16 protein-coding genes are annotated in these 16252 nt (G+C 73.6%); 12 read left to right on the top strand and 4 right to left on the bottom strand.

The annotated features are described in order from the left end of the window. Positions 1 to 1353 carry a phosphoglucosamine mutase gene (gene glmM, locus ABIB37_RS02700; protein WP_354256409.1) on the top strand — a complete coding sequence of 451 codons (1353 nt, stop codon included), beginning with the start codon at positions 1 to 3 and terminating at the stop codon, positions 1351 to 1353. A gap of 72 nt (positions 1354 to 1425) precedes the next feature. Here the strand turns inward: glmM and ABIB37_RS02695 are convergent, their stop codons facing one another. Both ABIB37_RS02695 and ABIB37_RS02690 read right to left on the bottom strand, forming a co-directional pair. After that, complete coding sequence (locus ABIB37_RS02695) at positions 1426 to 2793, bottom strand: APC family permease (RefSeq protein ID WP_354256406.1); 1368 nt, start codon at positions 2791 to 2793, stop codon at positions 1426 to 1428. Positions 2794 to 2844: 51 nt separating this feature from the next. Then, the gene (locus ABIB37_RS02690; RefSeq protein ID WP_354261507.1) at positions 2845 to 3372 is read right to left on the bottom strand and encodes a CGNR zinc finger domain-containing protein; all 528 of its coding nucleotides are present in this window, start codon (positions 3370 to 3372) and stop codon (positions 2845 to 2847) included. A gap of 109 nt (positions 3373 to 3481) precedes the next feature. Between ABIB37_RS02690 and ABIB37_RS02685 the strand changes: the two genes are divergently transcribed. Next, on the top strand, positions 3482 to 4435 hold the full coding sequence (locus tag ABIB37_RS02685; protein WP_123697090.1) for an EamA family transporter: 954 nt from the start codon (positions 3482 to 3484) through the stop codon (positions 4433 to 4435). Positions 4436 to 4933: 498 nt separating this feature from the next. Here the strand turns inward: ABIB37_RS02685 and coaA are convergent, their stop codons facing one another. Further along, the gene (coaA, locus tag ABIB37_RS02680; protein WP_245989795.1) at positions 4934 to 5866 is read right to left on the bottom strand and encodes a type I pantothenate kinase; all 933 of its coding nucleotides are present in this window, start codon (positions 5864 to 5866) and stop codon (positions 4934 to 4936) included. 34 nt (positions 5867 to 5900) lie between these two features. Between coaA and glmS the strand changes: the two genes are divergently transcribed. The 8 genes from glmS to ABIB37_RS02640 all read left to right on the top strand — a co-directional run bounded on the left by glmS (position 5901) and on the right by ABIB37_RS02640 (position 13562). Further along, a complete protein-coding gene (gene glmS, locus ABIB37_RS02675; RefSeq protein WP_354256402.1) occupies positions 5901 to 7748 on the top strand; it encodes a glutamine--fructose-6-phosphate transaminase (isomerizing) in 1848 nt (615 codons plus the stop codon). Positions 7749 to 7781: 33 nt separating this feature from the next. Further along, the gene (locus ABIB37_RS02670; protein WP_354256399.1) at positions 7782 to 8147 is read left to right on the top strand and encodes a holo-ACP synthase; all 366 of its coding nucleotides are present in this window, start codon (positions 7782 to 7784) and stop codon (positions 8145 to 8147) included. After that, entirely contained in the window at positions 8147 to 10093 is a 1947-nt protein-coding gene (tsaE, locus tag ABIB37_RS02665; protein WP_354256396.1) for a tRNA (adenosine(37)-N6)-threonylcarbamoyltransferase complex ATPase subunit type 1 TsaE, read from the top strand. Before ABIB37_RS02670 ends, tsaE begins: the two co-directional genes overlap by 1 nt. Beyond that, positions 10090 to 10656, top strand: a complete 567-nt coding sequence (gene tsaB / locus ABIB37_RS02660; protein WP_354256393.1) for a tRNA (adenosine(37)-N6)-threonylcarbamoyltransferase complex dimerization subunit type 1 TsaB — start codon at positions 10090 to 10092, stop codon at positions 10654 to 10656. Before tsaE ends, tsaB begins: the two co-directional genes overlap by 4 nt. Continuing rightward, a complete protein-coding gene (gene rimI, locus ABIB37_RS02655) occupies positions 10653 to 11123 on the top strand; it encodes a ribosomal protein S18-alanine N-acetyltransferase (protein ID WP_354256390.1) in 471 nt (156 codons plus the stop codon). The genes tsaB and rimI overlap by 4 nt, the downstream gene beginning before the upstream one ends. Then, on the top strand, positions 11117 to 12166 hold the full coding sequence (gene tsaD, locus ABIB37_RS02650) for a tRNA (adenosine(37)-N6)-threonylcarbamoyltransferase complex transferase subunit TsaD (protein ID WP_354261505.1): 1050 nt from the start codon (positions 11117 to 11119) through the stop codon (positions 12164 to 12166). Before rimI ends, tsaD begins: the two co-directional genes overlap by 7 nt. 94 nt (positions 12167 to 12260) lie before the next feature. Continuing rightward, complete coding sequence (locus ABIB37_RS02645) at positions 12261 to 12635, top strand: DUF4190 domain-containing protein (protein WP_354256387.1); 375 nt, start codon at positions 12261 to 12263, stop codon at positions 12633 to 12635. A 132-nt stretch (positions 12636 to 12767) separates the two neighbouring features. Continuing rightward, positions 12768 to 13562 (top strand): hypothetical protein, encoded by a 795-nt coding sequence (locus tag ABIB37_RS02640; RefSeq protein WP_354256384.1) that lies wholly within the window; start codon positions 12768 to 12770, stop codon positions 13560 to 13562. A 78-nt stretch (positions 13563 to 13640) separates the two neighbouring features. On the opposite strand, the gene ABIB37_RS02635 is transcribed toward ABIB37_RS02640, so the two are convergent. Next, the gene (locus ABIB37_RS02635; protein WP_354256381.1) at positions 13641 to 14807 is read right to left on the bottom strand and encodes a class I SAM-dependent methyltransferase; all 1167 of its coding nucleotides are present in this window, start codon (positions 14805 to 14807) and stop codon (positions 13641 to 13643) included. A gap of 162 nt (positions 14808 to 14969) precedes the next feature. Between ABIB37_RS02635 and groES the strand changes: the two genes are divergently transcribed. Then, positions 14970 to 15266 carry a co-chaperone GroES gene (gene groES / locus ABIB37_RS02630; protein WP_123697098.1) on the top strand — a complete coding sequence of 99 codons (297 nt, stop codon included), beginning with the start codon at positions 14970 to 14972 and terminating at the stop codon, positions 15264 to 15266. Between the two features lie 67 nt (positions 15267 to 15333). Continuing rightward, positions 15334 to 16248 (top strand): EamA family transporter RarD, encoded by a 915-nt coding sequence (gene rarD, locus ABIB37_RS02625; protein WP_354256378.1) that lies wholly within the window; start codon positions 15334 to 15336, stop codon positions 16246 to 16248. Positions 16249 to 16252: the final 4 nt, after the last annotated feature.

Here is a 16252-nt window from a genome sequence, read left to right as displayed (position 1 = left end):
ATGTCGCGCCTCTTCGGCACGGATGGAGTACGGGGCCTCGCAGGCCTCGACATCACGGCTGAATCGGCGCTGGCGCTGGCACAGGGCGCCGCACTCGTGCTCGGGCGAACAGCCCGGCAGGAGGGGCGGCGCCCTGTCGCCGTCGTGGCGCGCGATCCCCGCATCTCCGGCGAGTTCATCGCCGCGGCCGTCGCGGCGGGACTCGCGTCCAGCGGCGTCGACGTGCTGGACGCCGGCGTCATCCCGACGCCCGCCGCGGCCTACCTCGTGGCCGACATCCGCGCCGACTTCGGCGTGATGGTGTCGGCGTCGCACAACGCGGCGCCCGACAACGGCATCAAGTTCTTCGCGAGCGGCGGCCGCAAGCTGCCCGACGCGGTCGAGGACGAGATCGAGCGCGCACTGACCGACACCCCGCTGCGCCCCATCGGCGCGGAGGTCGGCACGGTGCGCCGCTTCTCGGACGCCGAGGACCGCTACCTCGTGCACCTGCTCGGCACGCTCGACGTGAGCCTTCGCGGCCTGCACGTCGCGCTCGACTGCGCCCACGGCGCGGCCGCCGGCGTCAGCCCGCGCGCGTTCGCGGATGCCGGGGCGACGGTCACCGTCATGGGCAACGACCCGGACGGCATCAACATCAACCGCGAGGTCGGCTCGACGCACCTCGAGCAGCTGCGCGCCCTCGTGCGCTCGTCGGGCGCCGACTTCGGCATCGCCCACGACGGCGACGCCGACCGCTGCCTCGCGATCGACGCCGACGGCGGTGTCGTCGACGGCGACCAGATCATGGCCCTGCTCGCGGTCTCGCAGCAGCGCCGCGGCCTGCTCGTGCAGGACACGCTCGTCGCGACGGTGATGTCGAACCTCGGCCTCAAGGTCGCGATGGACGAGCACGACATCGCGCTCGTGCAGACCGCCGTCGGCGACCGCTACGTGCTCGAGGCGCTCGGCGAGTACGGGCTCTCGCTCGGCGGCGAGCAGTCCGGGCACATCATCTTCTCCGACCACGCGACGACGGGCGACGGCATCCTCACCGGCCTGCAGATCGCGGCCGAGATGGTGCGGACCGGGCGGACGCTCGCAGAGCTCGCCGCGGTGATGACCGTCTACCCGCAGGTGCTCGTCAACGTCTCCGGCGTCGACCGGCTGGGCCTGCGCGGCAACCGCCCCATCGCCGACGCGGTCGCGAGGGCGGAGGCCGAGCTCGGCTCCGACGGCCGCGTGCTGCTGCGCCCCTCCGGCACCGAGAAGATGGTGCGCGTGATGGTCGAGGCGCAGGAGCGGCACATCGCGCAGACGATCGCCGAGGAGCTCGCGGCCCTCGTGCGGGCCGAGCTGAGCGTCAGCGCCTAGCCAGCACGGCTCCGGCGGTCCACGACGGACCCCGATCGAGGCGGAGGTCCGAGCGGACCTCCGCCTCGATCGTCACTCGAGCGGGATGGAGCGGGTCGGCTCGGCGGTGCCCAGGCGGTGCTCGCGGCGGCGGGCGGCGCGGGCGATGAGGAACAGGATCGTGCCGACGACGACGTAGGCGCCCGCGATGAGCCACGTCTGCAGGCTCTGCTGCGTTAGCAGGGCGATCGAGGCGATGAGCGCGACCACCGAGACGATGCGCGGGGCGGTGAAGTGCTTGTGCGCGACCTTGTCCTTCTTGAGCACGAGCACCGAGACGTTCGCCGAGATGAAGACGAGCACGAGCAGCAGCACGGTCGTGTCGGCGAGCGTGCCGACGTCGCCGATGAACGACATCGCCATCGTCACGGCACCGACCACGACGATCGCGACCCACGGGGTGCGGCGGCCGGAGAGCACGGCGCCGAAGGCCCTCGGCAGCAGCTTCGCCTCGGCGAGGCCGTAGGTGGCGCGCGAGGCCATCACCATGAACAGCAGCGCGCCGTTGCCGATCGCGACGAGCGCGATGATCGCGAAGAGCCACGGCGGGAACGCCAGGCCGGAGGCGTCGATGACCTCGAGCAGCGGGCCCTCGGAGGTCGCGAGCTGGTCGATCGGCACGACGATCGCGGCGCCGACCGCGATGAGCAGGTAGACGACGGCGGCCGTGAGGATCGCGCCGAAGAGCGCGCGCGGGTACGACCGGCTCGGGTCCTTGACCTCCTCGGCCATGTTCGCCGCGGCCTCGAAGCCGAGGAACGAGAAGAAGGCGGTGATCGTGGCGGCGAACGCGCCGGTGAGCGGCGGCACGCCCTCCGCGAAGGTGGTGAGGCGCGACGGGTCGCCGTTGCCGGAGCCGAACACGATCGCGGCGACCGCGATGATGATGATGAGACCGGTCATCTCGATGAGCGTCGCCCCGACGTTGGCCATGAGCGACTCGCGCACGCCCCGGATGTTGACGAGCACGAGCAGCGCGATGAAGACGAGCGTGACCGGGATCGGCGAGATGCCCGGGACGAGCGCCTGCAGGTAGTCGCCCGCGAACGCGTTGGCGAGCGCCGCCGACGTCGTGATGCCCGACGAGAGCATGAGGAAGCCGATGAGGAAGGTCACGTACGGCTTGTCGAAGGCGCGCTCCGCGAAGCGCGCGGCGCCGCCCGCGTGCGGGTACTTCGTGATGAGCTCCGCGTAGGTGCCCGCGGTCAGCAGGGCGAGCACGAGGGCGAGGATGAGCGGTATCCAGATCGCGCCGCCGACGTCACCCGCCATCCTGCCGACGAGCGTGTATATGCCGGCCCCGAGGGTGTCGCCGACGATGAAGAAGAAGAGGAGCAGCGTCGTGATGCCGCGCTTGAGCTTCGTCCCGGAAGCCGGCCCGTCAGTCGTGGTGGTCGCCATGGTCGACAAGGATGGCACGGCTCCGCTGGACGCCGATACCTGGCAATCGCGCTACGCGTGCCTCGCCCGGAACGCCGCCACGTTGGTGCGCGACTGGCAGGTGGTCGAGCAGAACCGGCGCGAGCGGTTGCGCGACTGGTCGAGGAACATGCGGTCGCAGCGGTCGTCGCCGCAGCGCTTGCAGCGCGCCATGTCGTCGGCGCGGACGAGGTCGACGATCGCCATCGCGGCGTTGACGACGAGCGAGTCGGCGATCGGCGCGCCGGGCGGCAGCCCGTGCAGGTGCCAGTCGTAGTCGTCGTGGCGCACGAGCTGCGGGCGAGCGCCGGTGTCGCGGAAGACGCGGTTGACGAGCGCGGCGACCTCGTCGCGGCCGCCGTCCCACAGGCGCTCGACGGTGGGCACGTACGCCCACGTCGCCGCCGCATCCGCGCTGCTCAGCCGGCTCACGCCGGGGACGCCCCACTCGAGGCACACCTCGCGCAGGCTCGCAGCGGTCCGCAGCTGTCCGTCGCGGCGCCGGTTGCAGACCTCGGCGATGAACTCGAGCGACCGCACGAGCTCGCGGGGGTACGGCATCGACACGGGTGTTCCCTCGGTTAGGCTCACGACTGTCAGGGCCGACGGCCGTGACCGGTGCCCGCCCTGGTGAGCACGATCGTAGCCCCGGAACCCCTGCGAGCGGCCCATGCATCCTCGACGTCCACTGGGACTCGCGTTCGCGCTCACGAGCGCCGCCACCTTCGGCGTCTCCGGCATCCTCGCCGCCTCGCTGCTCGAGGCCGGGTGGAGCTCCGGCGCGGTGACGCTCGTGCGCATCGCGGGCGGCGCGCTCGTGCTGCTCGCGCCCACCCTGTGGCTGCTGCGCGGTCGCTGGGGCGCGGTGCTGCGCTCGTGGCGCGAGGTGCTCGTGCTCGGCCTGCTCGCCGTCGCGCTCTGCCAGCTCGCCTTCTTCAGCGCGGTCGCCTACATCTCGCCCGCGCTCGCCCTGCTCATCGAGTTCCTCGGACCGGTGCTGCTCGTCGCCGTGACGTGGCTCGCGACCCGGCGCGCGCCGGCGCTGCTCACCATCGTGGGAGCGCTCGTCGCACTCGTCGGGCTCGCGCTCGTCTCGGGCGTCGGCGGCACGGCCCTGCACCCGGTCGGGGTGCTGCTCGCGCTCGGCGCCGCGGTCGGCAACGCGGCCTACTGGGCGGCCGCGTCGAAGGCCGACTCCGAGCTGCCGCCGATCGCGCTCGCGGGCCTCGGGCTCGCGGTGGGCGCGATCGTGCTCGGCATCGCCTCCGCCACCGGGCTGCTGCCCTTCGTCGCCACGACCGGCCCCGTCGAGCTCGCCGGCAGCACCGTGCCGATGTGGGTCGCGGTGGCGCTGCTGATCCTGGTGGCGACCGCGGCCGCGTACACGCTCGGCATCCTCGGCGCCCGCCGCCTGGGCGCGACGCTCGCGAGCTTCGTCGGCTACGCCGAGCCCATGTTCGGCATCCTCTGGACCGCGCTGCTGCTCGCGCTGCTGCCGAGCGGCATGCAGTGGGTCGGCGCCGCCGCGATCATCGCCGGCGTCGTGCTCGTGAAGCTCGGGCAGATCGACCGGCCGCGCGCCTCGAGGTCCCCGGCGATCGTCGAGGGGATCCCGAGCCCGTAGCGGCAGCCTGAGTGGTCACTCCCCGCATCTGAGTGGTCACTCCTGCTTGTGAGTGGTCACTCCTGCATGTGAGTGGTCACTCCGGTGGGTGAGCGGTCACTCCGGTGGGTGAGCGGTCACTCCGGTGGGTGAGTGGTCGCTCCGGTGGGTGAATGGCACGTGCACCCGCCGGTCTCGGATGTGTGGACCGCCGGAACCCATCCGGGAAGTGGGTGGACCGGTGCGGTGGGTGAGTGATGCTCCCGGTGGGTGTGTCACGGCATCCCGGCCGATCGTCTCGAACTCGGGAGGCGCCACTCACGCGGGGGAGTGACCACTCACCTCCCGGAGTGACCACTCGCGCGCGGGAGTGACCACTCACATCCGGGAGTGACCACTCAGGTGCGGGAGTGACCACTCACATCCCAGAGTGCCCAGTCAGGTCGGGGGGTGACCAGTCAGGTGCCGGAGTGACCAGTCAGGTGCGGGAGTGACCACTCGGGGACGGGAGGCGGCGACTCAGACCTTGCGGAGGAGCACGCTCCGGATCGTGTGGTCGTCGGCCTTCCGCAGCACGAGGTCGGCGCGTGGCCGCGTCGGCAGGATGTGCTCGACGAGGTTCGGGCCGTTGATGGAGTCCCAGACGTCCTGCGAGTAGGCGCGCGCCTTCGCGTCCGACATGTCGGCGAACCGGTGGAAGTACGACTGCGGGTCCTGGAAGGCGCTTGCCTTGAGCGCGAAGAAGCGGTCGACGTACCACTCGCGGATCGCGCTCGTGCGCGCGTCCACGAAGATCGAGAAGTCGAACAGGTCCGAGACCGCGAGGTGCGAGCCGGAGGGCGGCGGCTGCAGCACGTTGAGCCCCTCGACGATGAGGATGTCGGGGCGGCGCACCACGACCTCCTCGCCCGGCACGATGTCGTAGGTGAGGTGCGAGTAGACGGGCGCCCGCACCTCGGCCTCGCCCGACTTCACGCGCGAGACGAAGCCGAGCAGCGCCCGCCGGTCGTACGACTCCGGGAAGCCCTTCCGCTGCATGAGGCCGCGCTCCTCGAGCACCCGGTTCGGGTGCAGGAAGCCGTCGGTCGTCAGCAGGTCGACCTTGGGCGAGCCCTCCCAGCGCCGCAGCAGCTCCTTGAGCAGGCGCGCGGTGGTCGACTTGCCGACCGCGACCGAGCCGGCCACGCCGATGACGAAGGGGGTGGGCTGGGCCGTCGCGCCGAGGAAGGAGGTCGTCTCCCGGTGGAGCCGCGAGGCCGACTCCTGGTAGAGGCTGACGAGCCGCGAGAGCGGCAGGTAGACCTCGGCGACCTCGCGCAGCTCGAGCCGGTCGCCGGTGCCCCGGAGCCGTCGCACCTCCTCCTCGGTGAGGGGGTTCGGCATGCGGGGCGCGAGGCGTGCCCAATCGGCACGCTCGATCTCGACGAACGGCGACTGGATCGGGTGCGACATCGGTGGCGAGCCTACCGCCGCTAGGATCGGGTCCATGTGCGGAATCGTGGGCTACACCGGTGATCGCGGCACGGTCGAGGTGCTCCTCGAGGGCCTGAGCCGGCTGGAGTACCGCGGCTACGACAGCGCAGGCGTGTCGGTGATCGACGGCGACGGGATCGCGCTGCGCAAGAAGGGCGGCAAGCTCGCCGTGCTGCGCTCGAGCCTCGAGGACGCGCCGCTGCCCGCCTCGACGACCGGCATCGGCCACACGCGCTGGGCCACCCACGGCGGCCCGACCGACGAGAACGCCCACCCGCACCTCGGCGACGAGGGCAGGCTCTCGCTCATCCACAACGGCATCATCGAGAACTTCGCCGCGCTGCGCGCCGAGCTCGAGGCCGCGGGCGAGACCTTCTCGAGCGAGACCGACACCGAGGCCGCGGCGAAGCTGCTGGGCCGCGCCTACCGCGACACCGGCGACCTCACCGCGGCGATGCAGCGCACCGTCGGGCGGCTCGAGGGGCAGTTCACGCTGCTCGCGATGCACGCCGAGCAGCCGGGCGTCGTCGTCGGCGCCTCGCACAACTCCCCGCTGCTCGTCGGCTACGGCGAGGGCGAGCACTTCCTCGGCAGCGACGTGAGCGCGTTCGTGAAGTTCACGCCGCACGCCGCGGCGCTCGACAACGACCAGATCGTCACCATCACCGACGACAGCGCGACCGTCATCGACTTCGAGGGCAACCCGTCGGAGGCCAAGCGCTTCGACGTCGACTGGGATGCGTCGGCCGCCGACAAGGGCGGCTGGTCGTCGTTCATGGCCAAGGAGGTCTCGGAGGGCCCCGAGGCCGTCGAGAACACCATGCGCGGCCGCCTCACCGACCACGGCGTCGACCTCGGCGAGCTCGGCGTGCTCGACGCCGAGGTGCTGCGCGGCATCGACCGCATCGTCATCGTCGCGTGCGGCACCGCGGCCTACTCCGGCCTGGTCGGCAAGTACGCGATCGAGACGTGGGCGCGCATCCCGGTCGAGGTCGACCTCGCGCACGAGTTCCGCTACCGCGACCCGTTCCTCGACGAGCGCACGCTCGTCATCTCGATCTCGCAGTCGGGCGAGACCATGGACACGAAGATGGCGGTCCAGCACGCGGCGTCGCGCGGCGCCCGCACGCTCTCGATCTGCAACACGCAGGGCGCCACCATCCCGCGGGAGTCGGAGGCGGTGCTCTACACGCACGCCGGCCCAGAGGTCGCTGTCGCGTCGACGAAGGCCTTCCTCGCGCAGGTCATCGGCCAGCTGCTCTTCGGCCTGCACCTCGCGAAGGTGCGCGGCACGATGACCGACGAGGCGATCGCCGAGGTCGTCGCCGAGATGCGCGAGCTGCCCGACGAGCTGCGCCAGGTGCTCGCCGACCAGGGCTCGGTGCACGAGCTCGCGCACTGGATGAGCGACACCCGCTCGGTGCTGTTCCTGGGCCGCCACGTCGGCTACCCGGTGGCGCTCGAGGGTGCGCTCAAGCTCAAGGAGATCAGCTACATCCACGCGGAGGGCTTCGCCGGCGGCGAGCTGAAGCACGGCCCGATCGCCCTCATCGAGCCGGGGCAGGTCGTCTTCGTCGTCGTGCCCAGCCCGCGCAACGAGCCGCTGCTGCACTCGAAGATCGTGTCGAACATCCAGGAGATCCGCGCTCGCGGCGCTCGCGTCATCGCGGTCGCCGAGGCCGGCGACGCGGCCGTGCTGCCGTACGCCGACGTCGTGCTGCGCGTGCCGCTCACCCTCCCGATGCTCGAGCCGGTGCTGCAGGTCGTGCCGCTGCACGTCTTCGCCCTCGAGCTCGCCACCGCGAAGGGGCTCGACGTCGACCAGCCGCGCAACCTCGCCAAGTCGGTCACGGTCGAGTGAGCCGGATCGGCTGAGGATGCACGGGGTCGGCTCGTGATCGTCGGGCTGGGCGTCGACATCGTCGACCTCGCCCGCTTCGAGCGCGCCGTCACCCGCACGCCACGGCTCAAGGAGCGGCTCTTCGCGCCCGACGAGCTCGTCGTCGACGGCCGGGAGCGCGCCCCGCACTCGCTCGCCGCGCGCTTCGCGGCGAAGGAGGCCGCCCTGAAGGCCCTCGGCGCGAACGCGGGCATGCGCTGGATCGACCTCGTCGTCGTGCAGGGGCCGGGCGGCGAGCCGTCGCTCGAGCTGCGCGGCACCGCGGCCGAGCGTGCCGCGGCGATCGGCGTCGCGCGCCTGCACGTCTCGATGAGCCACGACGCCGGCATCGCGACCGCGACGGTCATCGCGGAGTCCTGATGCTCGTCGAGGTCGATGGCGCCGCGATCGCGGCGAACGTCCGCACGCTCGCGGCGCGCGTCGGCGTGCCCGTCTGCGGCGTCGTGAAGGCGGCGGGCTACGGGCACGGGGCGGTTGTGGCGGCGCGGGCGATGCTCGACGGCGGCGCGGCCATGCTCGGCGTCGTCGACCTCGCCGAGGCGCTCGCGCTCCGCGACGCCGGCATCGAGTCGCCGGTGCTCGCGTGGCTCCACGGCCCGGGCGTCGACTTCCGGATCGCCGCGCGGCACGGCATCGAGGTGGCCGTCAGCTCGATCGCGCAGCTCGAGGCCGCCGCCGCCGCGGGCGCGACGATCCACCTGAAGCTCGACACGGGCCTCGGCCGCAACGGCATCGCGCGCGGCGACCGCGCCGACGCCATCCGCCGGGCGATCGTCCTCGCCGACGGCGGCGCGCGCATCCGGGGCGCGATGTCGCACCTCGCCGGCACGAGCGCCGAGGCCGACCTCGCCCAGCTGCGCGACTTCGAGGCGGCGCTCGACGCCGCTGCCCCGCTCGGCCTCGAGGTGCGGCACCTCGCGAACTCCGCGGGCGCCCTCGGCATCCCGGAGGCGCGCTTCGACATGGTGCGCATCGGCATGGCCGCCTACGGCATCGACCCGCTCGGGCCCGCCGCGGGCGACGGCGCCGGGGCCGCGGTGCTCGGGCTCGTGCCCGCGATGCGCGTCCGCGCGGCTTTCGTCGGCGGCTCCGCCCCCGTCGGGCTCGACGACGGGCTGCTGCCTGCGCTCGGCGCCCCGGTCGTGGTCAAGGGGCAGGCGGCGCGCGTCGTCGCGGTCGGCGCGGGCGAGCTGCGCATCGAGCCGGCGCTCGACGGCGACGGCGTGCTCTGGGGCGACCCGGCGCGCGGTGAGCCGAGCGCCGACGCCTGGGCCGCCGCCGCCGGCACGATCGGCTACGAGGTCGTGACCCGGATGGGCGGTGCGGCCCGGGGTGCGGGCGTCGTCGCGGCGGGGCCGGCGCTCGCCCCGCGCCGGGTGCTCGAGCTCGACCTCGAGGGCGAGCCGCGACGGCTGCTCGCGGAGGTCATCGGCGTCAAGCGCGTCGAGCCCGGGCTCGGCGTCTCGTACGGCGGCGAGCACGTCACGGCGGCCGAGACGACGCTCGCGCTCGTCGGCGCCGGCTACGCCGATGGCGTCACGCGCACCGCTGCCGGCAGGCCGGTCGAGCTCGGCGGCGTCGCGCACCCCATCCGCGGCCGCGTCGCGATGGACCAGGTCGTGCTCGACATCGGCGACCAGCGCGCGGAGGTCGGCGATCCCGTCGCGCTCGAGCTCGCGGCCGCGCCAGAGCTGACCGGCATGATCGGCCCGCGCGTCGCGCTCGAGGTCGCGGGCGTCGTGCCCGACGCCGACGCGATGGAGGCGCTGGGGGAGCGGATCGGCCGCGCGCTGCGCGCCGGCGACGCCGTGCTGCTCATCGGGCCGCTCGGCGCGGGCAAGACGACGCTCACGCGCGGCATCGGCCGCGCGCTCGGCGCCCACGGCACGGTGCAGAGCCCCACGTTCGTCATCGCACGCACCCACCGCACCGACGCAGGTCCCGACCTGCAGCACGTCGACGCCTATCGCCTGCAGGAGGGCGGCGCCGGCGACGAGGCGCAGCTCGACGACCTCGACCTCGACCTCGACGGCGCCATCACCGTGGCCGAGTGGGGCGCGCCGCTCGAGCACGCGCTCGACTCGTGGCTGCGCGTCGAGCTCGCCCGCGGCGCCGCCGACGACGACGCGGACGGCGACGACGCCGACGACCACGAGCCCCGATTCGTGCGCCTGCGCGGGCACGGGCAGGATTGGGATGCCGCCCGCATCCGCTCGCTCGCGCGCGGCGCAGCATCCGCCTCGGCCGCCCCGGCCGCAGCCACCTCGACCAGAGCCACCTCGACGGCAGACGGGAGCGCAGCGTGATCCTCGCGATCGACACCTCCCTCGGCACGTCGGTGGCCGTCGTCGACGGCGACGACGTCGTGTTCCGCGAGCAGGCGGCCGACACGCGCCGGCACGCCGAGCACCTCGGCGGCATGCTCGAGCGCGCGCTCGACGGCCGACGCGACCGCATCGCGCTCGTCGTCGCCGGCATGGGCCCGGGCGCCTTCACGGGGCTCCGCGTCGGCATCGCCGCGGCGCGCGCCGCCGCGCTCGGCCTCGGCGTGCCATGCCGCGGCATCGCGAGCCACGCGGGCATCACCGAGGGCACGGCGCAGGTGACGACGGATGTGCGGCGCCGCGAGCGCGCGTGGAGCGTGGTCGTCGACGGGCTCGTCGCTGACGGCCCGCACCTGGCGCCGGCCGACGCCGTGCCGGCGCCAGCCGGCGAGCACGCGCTCGTGCCGAGGATCGATGCCGACGCCGTCGACGCCGCCATGCTCGCCCGGGCGGCGGCGCGCGGCGCCCTCGAGGTGCCCGAGGCGCTCTACCTCCGCGACGCCGATGCGGTGCCGTCGGCCGGTCCGAAGCGGGTGAGCCAGTGAGCGGCGCGCAGCCCGTCGCCGGCGTCCGGATCCGCACCGCCGGCGAGGCCGACCTCGACGCGATCATGGCGCTCGAGCGCGCCGCCTTCCCGGCGAGCGCCTGGGAGCCCGCGACGATGCAGGCCGAGATCGCGAGCGAGTGGGGCCGCTACATCCTCGCCGTCGACGACGAGGGACGCGCGCTCGGCTACGCGGGCCTGCGCGCCGTGGGCGTCGAGGGCGACGTGCAGACGATCGCGGTCGCCGACGACGCGCGCGGCCGCGGCATCGGCCGGGCGCTGCTCACCGAGCTGCTCGTCGAGGCCGAGCGGCGCGGCGTGCGCGAGCTGTTCCTCGAGGTGCGCGCCGACAACGACGTGGCCCGCGGCCTCTACGCCTCCGCCGGCTTCGTCGAGATCGGGGTGCGACCGCGCTACTACCAGCCGGAGGACGTGGATGCCGTGGTGATGAAGCGGACGCGATCGTGAGCGGGCCGGTCGTGCTCGGCATCGAGACGAGCTGCGACGAGACCGGTGTCGGCATCGTGCGCGGCACCGAGCTGCTCGCGAACCGCATCGCGTCGTCGATGGACCTGCACGCGCGCTTCGGCGGCGTCGTGCCCGAGATCGCCGCCCGCGCGCACCTCGAGGCGATGGAGCCGACCATCCGCGCGGCGCTCGCGGACGCGTCGATGACGCTCGACGACATCGACGCCGTCGCGGTGACCGCGGGCCCCGGGCTCGCGGGTGCGCTCATGGTCGGGATCGGCGCCGCGAAGGGACTCGCGACGGCGCGCGAGCTGCCGCTGTACGGCGTCAACCACCTCGTCGGGCACGTCGCCGCCGACGTGCTCTCCGGCGAGCCGCTCGAGCTGCCGACGATCGCCCTGCTCGTCTCCGGCGGCCACACGTCGCTGCTGCTCGTGCGCGACCTCGCCGGCGACGTCGAGCTGCTGGGGGAGACGATCGACGACGCCGCGGGGGAGGCGTTCGACAAGACCGCGCGGCTGCTCGGCCTCGCCTACCCGGGCGGCCCCTCGATCGACGGGGCCGCCGTCGACGGGGACGCCGAGGCGATCCGCTTCCCGCGCGGGCTCACCGCGCCAAAGGACCGCGACCGGCACCGGTGGGACTTCTCGTTCTCGGGGCTCAAGACCGCCGTCGCCCGGCACGTCGAGCGCGCCGAGGCAGCGGGCGAGCCGCTCCCGGTCGCCGACGTCGCGGCGAGCTTCCGCGAGGCCGTCGTCGACGTGCTGGTCTCGAAGGCGCTCGACGCGTGCGCCGAGCACGGCATCCCGCGCCTGCTCCTGGGCGGTGGCGTCGTCGCGAACCGCCGGCTGCGCGAGGTCGCCGCGGAGCGGGCCGCCCAGGCCGGCGTCGCGCTGCGCATCCCGCCGCTCGACCTCTGCACCGACAACGGCGCCATGATCGCCGCGGTGGGCGCGATGCTCGTCGCGCGCGGGGACGCCCCGAGCTCGGCGGGCTTCGCGGCCGAGTCGACGCTCGAGGCGAGCACGGTGCAGGTGCGCTGACGCCCCGCGGCGAGTCCTGCGCCTCGCTGGGTGCGGCGGATGCACAGGCCGGCCTGGCAGGATCGGGAGCCGGGATCCGTCGAGGGGGCACAGCATGAGCGCGACCGCATGGCAGCAGCAGGGCTGGGGCACGCCGCCGCAGCAGCCCGCGGCCTGGCCCCCGGTCCCGCAGCAGGCGTGGTCGGCGCCGACGCATCCCGGACCCAGGACCAACCTGCTCGCGGTCCTCGCCATCATCGCCGCTGCGGCTGGGACGACGATCTTCCTCGGCCTCGGCAGCATCGCCGCGATCGTGCTCGGCGCCATCGCGCTCGCGCAGATCCGGCGCACGGGCGACGACGGCCGGCTGCTCGCGATCTGGTCGATCGTGCTCGGGGCCGTCACGCTCGTGGGGCTCATCGCCGCGACGGTCGCGGGCATCGCGATGATCGTCACGATCGTGGAGCAGCTGCCCACCTCTGGCCTCTGACGCGGCGCCGACCGCCGGGTCGGTCCTGATCGCGCCTCGAGGGGCGCGGATCGCCGGGCGGAATCTAGGATTCCTCGCGCCTGACCAGGGTACGGTGGTGCTCGCGCAGTCGCGCATCGCAAGGAGGATCCCGTGAGCGACCAGTTCCCACCGGCCGACGGCCGATTCCGTCGACCCGACCAGGAGGGTGCCGCCGGCGACTCCGCCGACAGCGCCCAGCCCGCCGCCGACTTCGGCCAGCAGGCCCAGCCGTCGCCGTCGTTCGGCCAGGCACCCGACGCCGGCCAGTCGGCCCCGTCCTACGGTCAGGCCCCGAGCTACGGCCAGGCGCCGTCGTACGGCCAGGCGCCGTCGCAGGACGCGCAGGGCTTCGGCTCGAGCGCTCCCGCCTACGGCCAGCAGCAGGGCCAGCAGCCGTCCTACGGCCAGGCCTCGACGCCCGACCAGGGCTACGGCCAGCAGCCGTCCTACGGCCAGCAGCCGGCCGAGCAGGGCTACGGCCAGCAGCCCGCCTACGGGCAGTCCTACGCCCAGCCGTCGGCGCCCTCCGAGCAGGGCTACAGCCAGCAGCCGTACGGCCAGCAGCCCGCCTACGGGCAGCAGACCGGCTACAGCGACCCCGCCGCCGGCTACGGCCAGCAGGGCTTCGCCCAGCCGGGCCAGAAGAAGCTCAAGGGCATCACGATCGCCGCGCTCATCGTGTCGGGCCTCAGCCTCATCGGTGCCTTCATGAGCGGCATCGGCCTGCTCGGCGGCATCGTCGGCGCGATCCTCGGCTTCGTCGCCATGAAGAAGAACCCCGAGGCGAAGCCGTGGCCGCTCATCGCGGCGCTCGCGGGCGTCGTCGCGACCGTGATCTCGATCGTCGTGATCGTGATCCTGCTCGTGAGCTGGATCCCGTACCTCATCGCGATCGGGCAGATGTAGCAGCCCACGCACGACGGAGCCCGCGGCCGAACGGTCGCGGGCTCTGTCGTGCTCAGGGGGTCACGGGTGTGATGGGCGTCATGGGCGATCGGCCAGGATCGCCCGGTGCCGCCCGCCGACGCGCGTCGCGATGAGCGTCGCGCGGCCGTCGCCCTTGAGCTTGAGCCGCTTGCGCAGCGCGGCCGGGTCGACGTCGGCGCCCCGCTTCTTGATCTCGAGCTCGCCGATGCCGAGCTCGCGCAGCCGCTGCGCGATGCGCCGCTCGTCGAGGGGGAGCGTCTCGCGCACGCGGAACGCCTGTGCGAGCGGCGTCTCGACGTGGCGGTCGGCCGAGAGGTAGGCGATGCCGTCGCTCACCCCGGTGGCGCCGAGGCGGTCGGCGAGCGCGCCGATCAGCTCCGCGCGGATCACCGCGCCGGCGGGTTCGTAGAGCCACTCGCCGAGCTCGCCCGGCTCCGGATGGCTCGCCTCGCCGGTCAGCTCCTCCGCGCCGTCGTCGCTCAGCACGAGCGCGCTGCGGGCGACGCCGGGGCGCGCGAGCGCCCCGGTCCACACGACCGCCTCGACCGTCTCCAGGCCGTCCGTGACCCACTGGTGCTCGGCATCCGCCGGCAGCAGGGCGCGATCGATGCCGGGCGCGAGCTTGACGCCGGTCGGCTGCGCGGCGGCGCGGGCGAAGACGGCGTCGAGGGCCGGCGACCAGTCCGCGGGGTCGTTGAGCCGGCGTGCGCCGTCGCGACGGGCGGGGTCGAACCACAGCGCCTCGGCGTCGACCGGCGTCTCGAGCGCGTCGCCGTGGAGCACGGTCGCGTGCCACGCGGCGAGGTTGAACGCGGCGATCGCGGCGGTCGCCTCGTCGCGCTCGACGGCGGTGACCTCGAGGCCGAGCGTCGCGAAGGCGAGCGCGTCCGCGCCGATCCCGCAGCCGAGGTCGGCGACCGAGACGATGCCCGCGCGGCGCATCCTGCCGGCGTGGTGCGCGGCGACGCGGAGCCGCGTCGCCTGCTCGAGCCCGGCCTCCGTGAAGAGCATCCCGGCGGCGAACTCGCCGAACTTCGCCCGCGCCCGGCGACGCAGCCGCGCCTGCGACAGCACCGCGGCGACGAGCGCCGGCGCGTGGCCGTCGGCGCGCAGCCGCGACACCTCGCGGACGACGTCCGAGCGGTCGTCGAGCTGTGCCTCCGTGCGCTCGAGCAGCGCGAGGCCGTCCTTCGACAGCAGCAGTCGCAGCTCCTCGGCGTCCATCGCTCCATCCAAGCACCGGCGCGGCGCCGCGCCGCCCGCGAGGGCGCTCGGCCGCCGGATCGCTGGCACTCATGTTGACCGAGTGCCAGCCGACCGCCTAGGCTTGCTCTGGCGTCCGGCCCGTCCGGACGCGCCCCAGAGTCTGACAAGAAAGAGGCAACCGTGTCGGTTTCCATCAAGCCGCTCGAGGACCGCATCGTCATCAAGCAGGTCGAGGCAGAGACGACGACCGCGAGCGGTCTCGTCATCCCTGACACCGCCAAGGAGAAGCCCCAGGAGGGCGAGGTCGTGGCAGTGGGTCCCGGTCGCATCGACGACAACGGCAACCGCGTTCCGATCGACGTCGCCGTCGGCGACAAGGTGCTGTACTCCAAGTACGGCGGCACCGAGGTGAAGTTCGGCGCCGACGAGTACCTCGTGCTTTCGGCTCGCGACGTGCTCGCCATCGTCGAGCGCTGACCCAGCGACGATCCCGTCGGCGGCGCCCCCTCGTGGGGGCGCCGCCTTCGCCGTTCCAGGAGGAGCGATGAGCGAGCCGCGCACGACCACCGGGCTCTGGTACGCGATCTTCGCGTACACGTTCTGGGGCGTCGTCCCGATCTACCTGCAGCTGACCCGCGGCATCGACGGCTTCGAGCTCATCGGCTGGCGCGTGATCGCCTCGGTCGTGGTGGCCTTCGCGCTCGTCGCGGCGACGCGCGGCTGGGGCCGCCTCGCCGCCGTGCTGCGCAGCCGCCGCGACACCGGGTCGCTCGTGCTCGCGGGCTTCGCGGTGCTCGTCAACTGGACCGCCTTCTTCCTCGGCGTGCTCTCCGACCGCGTGCTCGAGACGAGCCTCGGCTACTTCCTCAACCCGCTCGTGAGCGTCGTGCTGGCCGTGCTCTTCCTCGGCGAGCGGCTGCGACCGGTGCAGTGGGTCGCCGTCGGCCTCGGGGCGCTCGGCGTGCTCGTGATGGTGATCGGCTACGGCGAGGTGCCATGGATCGGGCTCACCGTCGCGGTGTCGTTCGGCATCTACGGCCTCATCAAGAAGCGCGTCGGCGGCTCGGTGGATGCGCTCTCGGGCTTCACGATCGAGACGGTCGCGGCGCTCCCCGCGTCGCTCGTCATGATGGGCGTCGCGATCGCCGGGCACGGGCTGACGGTCGGCGCCAACGGCGCCGCCGGCATCTGGGGCACCGCCCTGCTGGGCCTCGTCACGGCCATCCCGCTGCTCGCCTTCGCGTCGGCCGCCCGTCGCATCTCCCTCACGGCGCTCGCGTTCACCCAGTACCTCGCGCCGATCATCTCGTTCCTGTTCGGCGCGTTCGTCATGCTCGAGCCGATGCCGCTCGAGCGCTGGATCGGCTTCGCGCTCGTCTGGGCGTCGCTCGTGCTGGTGTCGACGGACCTGCTCGGCCGACACATCCGGGGGCACCGCGCGAGGCCGCGCGCAGCCTGACGCG

This window comes from Agrococcus sp. UYP10 (assembly GCF_040547205.1).
GTDB classification, from domain to species: domain Bacteria; phylum Actinomycetota; class Actinomycetes; order Actinomycetales; family Microbacteriaceae; genus Agrococcus; species Agrococcus jenensis.
Note: the sequence above shows the minus strand (reverse complement) of the source record. Positions and strands in the feature narration are given on the sequence as shown.

Bases quoted from the DNA above. Each gene is read 5' to 3' on its own strand.
- glmS (WP_354256402.1), top strand. From the start codon at position 5,901: ATGTGCGGAATCGTGGGCTACACCGGTGATCGCGGCACGGTCGAGGTG.
- tsaE (WP_354256396.1), top strand. From the start codon at position 8,147: ATGCTCGTCGAGGTCGATGGCGCCGCGATCGCGGCGAACGTCCGCACG.
- ABIB37_RS02645 (WP_354256387.1), top strand. From the start codon at position 12,261: ATGAGCGCGACCGCATGGCAGCAGCAGGGCTGGGGCACGCCGCCGCAG.
- coaA (WP_245989795.1), bottom strand. From the start codon at position 5,866: ATGTCGCACCCGATCCAGTCGCCGTTCGTCGAGATCGAGCGTGCCGAT.
- ABIB37_RS02695 (WP_354256406.1), bottom strand. From the start codon at position 2,793: ATGGCGACCACCACGACTGACGGGCCGGCTTCCGGGACGAAGCTCAAG.
- rarD (WP_354256378.1), top strand. From the start codon at position 15,334: ATGAGCGAGCCGCGCACGACCACCGGGCTCTGGTACGCGATCTTCGCG.
- ABIB37_RS02690 (WP_354261507.1), bottom strand. From the start codon at position 3,372: ATGCCGTACCCCCGCGAGCTCGTGCGGTCGCTCGAGTTCATCGCCGAG.
- glmM (WP_354256409.1), top strand. From the start codon at position 1: ATGTCGCGCCTCTTCGGCACGGATGGAGTACGGGGCCTCGCAGGCCTC.
- ABIB37_RS02685 (WP_123697090.1), top strand. From the start codon at position 3,482: ATGCATCCTCGACGTCCACTGGGACTCGCGTTCGCGCTCACGAGCGCC.
- ABIB37_RS02635 (WP_354256381.1), bottom strand. From the start codon at position 14,807: ATGGACGCCGAGGAGCTGCGACTGCTGCTGTCGAAGGACGGCCTCGCG.